Raw genomic sequence first — 2863 nt, 5'->3', positions numbered from 1 at the left:
CTTGCCGCGCTCGAAGCCGATATAGGAGCGGCCGAGGCGCTTGGCGACCGCACCGGTGGTGCCGGTGCCGTTGAAAGGATCGATCACGAGATCGCCGGGCTTGGACGAGGACAGCAACACGCGCGCCAGCAGGCCTTCCGGCTTCTGCGTCGGATGCACTTTCTTGCCGTCGGCACCCTTGAGGCGCTCCTCGCCGGTGCAGAGCGGGATCAGCCAGTCGGAGCGCGCCTGCACGTCTTCATTCGCGGCCTTGAGCGCCTCGTAATTGAACGTGTAGCCCTTGGCCTTCTCGTCGCGCGCGGCCCAGATCATGGTCTCGTGCGCGTTGGTGAAGCGGCGGCCGCGGAAATTCGGCATCGGATTCGACTTGCGCCACACGATGTCGTTCAGGAGCCAGAAGCCGAGGTCCTGCATGATCGCGCCGACGCGGAAGATGTTGTGATAGGAGCCGATCACCCAGATCGTCGCCGACGGCTTCATCGCACGGCGCGCGGCAAGCAGCCAGGCGCGGGTGAAGTCGTCATAGGCCGAGAACGAATCGAACTTGTCCCAGTCGTCGTTGACGGCGTCGACGTGGGATTCGTCGGGGCGCTTGAGATCGCCCTTGAGCTGGAGATTGTAGGGCGGATCGGCGAACACGAGATCGACCGAACCAGCCTGAAGCTTCGACATCTCGGCGACGCAATCGCCGAGGATGATGCGATGCGAAGGAGACTCGAAATTTGTGCGGGGCGCCCTTGCAGACGCCCCGCGACGCGACTCTACCATGACTCAAGAACTCTGACTCAGGCGACGCTGTCGGCGACGCGGGACCAAACAACCGACTGACCGTTACATTGAAGCGGCAAAGTAAAAATCGACTTAACCCGCCGCTTTGGTGAGCAGACCTCGCGTCGCGTTCTGCGTGCATGTCGTCGCGCGCATTCGTCGTATTTTGCAGGGGATTTCGCGTTTGCTTGCGCCGCGGAAGCAATCATGGCTTCAAAAAGGCTGCAAATTTCTCTCGGAAAAAATTGCTCGACCCTCGGAAAAAATTGCTGGCCTCGGCATGTTGCCGCACTAGGCAATTTTTGCCGGCCACTATATTGATGGAAGCAACGGAAATTTTACGTGTGTGGCGCGTTGAGCTTTCGCGCGTCTGCGCCCAAATGATACCAATCGAGGACTGAGGGAAACCCGCCATGCGCTACGATGATTTCCGCCGCAGCGACGACATCGAGGATCGTCGCGACGATGGTGGAGGCGGCGGTGGCGGAGGCGGGTTCGGCCTGCCCATGGGCGGCGGCGGACTCGGTATCGGCACCATCATCATCCTCGGCCTGGTCGGCTACGCCTTCGGCATCGACCCGCGCATCCTGATCGGCGGCGCCGAGATCCTCACCGGCGGCGGCCAGGCACCGACCTACCAGACCGATCGCCAGGCCTCCTCCGGCAAGCGCGGCGCGCCGACCGACGAGATGGGCAGCATGATCTCCGGCATTCTCGGCGAGATCGACGATCGCTGGAGCGAGATCTTCCAGGCCTCGGGCCAGTCTTACACCGGTCCGAAGGTCGTGCTGTTCCGCAACGTCACCAATGGCGGCCGCTGTGGCCGGGCGGAATCGGCGATGGGGCCGTTCTATTGCCCGCCGGATCGCACCATCTTCCTCGACACCTCGTTCTTCCGCGAGGTCGAGACGCGCTTCCGCGGCTGCTCCGGCAAGTCGGCGTGCAATTTCACCACCGCCTACATCATCGCGCATGAAGCCGGCCATCACATCCAGAACCTGCTCGGCATCATCCCGCGCGTGACGCGATTGCAGCAGCAGGCCGGCTCGAAAGCGGAGGCGAACGCGCTCCAGGTCAAGGTCGAGCTGCAGGCGGATTGTCTCTCCGGCGTCTGGGTCAATCGCGAGGCGAAGAAGCGGCCGAACTTCCTCGAGCCCGGCGATATCGACGCCGCGCTGACCACCGCGAGCGCGATCGGCGACGACACGCTGCAGCGCCAGGCCACGGGCCGCGTCGTGCCCGACTCCTTCACCCACGGCTCCGCGGCGCAGCGCAAGCAATGGTTCATGACCGGCTACCAGCAGGGCACGGTCCAGGCCTGCAATACGTTCGGTAGCGGGGGATAGTGGTCAAGGTCTCGTGCCCCGGACGCTGCGCAGCACGAAGTGATGCGCTGCAGAGCCGGGGCCCACATCGCCGGTCTGCATGTTGCTAAGAATGGGTCCCGGCTCTGCGGAGCGGCACTTCGCGCCGCACCGCGTCCGGGACACGAGAGGAAAGATCAATGGCCTCCACTGACGAAACCAAACAATTCATCCCGCTCAACATCGCGGTGCTCACCGTGTCCGACACGCGTGCGCTCAGCGACGACAAGTCCGGCCAGACATTGGTCGATCGTCTCACCGCTGCCGGCCATCATCTCGCCGCGCGCGAGATCGTCACCGACGACGTCGAGGCGATCCGCGCCGTGATCCGCCGCTGGATCGCAGATAGCGGCGTCGACGTCGTCATCACCACCGGCGGCACCGGCTTCACCGGACGCGACGTCACGCCGGAGGCGGTCGAGCCGCTGTTCGAGAAGCGCATGGACGGATTCTCGATCGCGTTCCACATGCTGAGCCATGCCAAGATCGGGACGTCGACGATCCAGAGCCGCGCCACCGCCGGCGTTGCCGGCGCCACCTATATCTTCTGTTTGCCGGGCTCGCCCGGCGCCTGCCGCGACGGCTGGGACGGCATCCTTGCAGCCCAGCTCGACTACCGCACGCGGCCCTGCAATTTCGTCGAGATCATGCCGCGGCTGGACGAGCATTTGCGCAGACCGAAGGCGCAAGGCGCGACGGCGTAGGCATAAGTCGAGTATCTTTACTTCCTT

3 protein-coding genes are annotated in these 2863 nt (G+C 64.0%); 2 read left to right on the top strand and 1 reads right to left on the bottom strand.

Going from position 1 to position 2863, the window contains the following annotated elements; translation table 11 throughout:
• Nucleotides 1-768, bottom strand: a 768-nt coding sequence (locus SE92_RS15585; protein ID WP_063196560.1) for a DNA-methyltransferase, incomplete at its 3' end; no start/stop codon positions are given.
• A gap of 413 nt (nucleotides 769-1181) precedes the next feature.
• Here SE92_RS15585 and ypfJ point away from each other — a divergent pair.
• Both ypfJ and moaB read left to right on the top strand, forming a co-directional pair.
• Entirely contained in the window at nucleotides 1182-2114 is a 933-nt protein-coding gene (gene ypfJ, locus SE92_RS15580; RefSeq protein WP_063196559.1) for a KPN_02809 family neutral zinc metallopeptidase, read from the top strand.
• A 158-nt stretch (nucleotides 2115-2272) separates the two neighbouring features.
• On the top strand, nucleotides 2273-2836 hold the full coding sequence (gene moaB / locus SE92_RS15575; protein WP_063196558.1) for a molybdenum cofactor biosynthesis protein B: 564 nt from the start codon (nucleotides 2273-2275) through the stop codon (nucleotides 2834-2836).
• The last annotated feature ends 27 nt before the right edge of the window (nucleotides 2837-2863 follow it).

Source organism: Bradyrhizobium sp. AT1, assembly GCF_001590795.1.
Lineage (GTDB): Bacteria > Pseudomonadota > Alphaproteobacteria > Rhizobiales > Xanthobacteraceae > Bradyrhizobium.
This window is presented reverse-complemented; position numbering and strand designations above follow the sequence as displayed.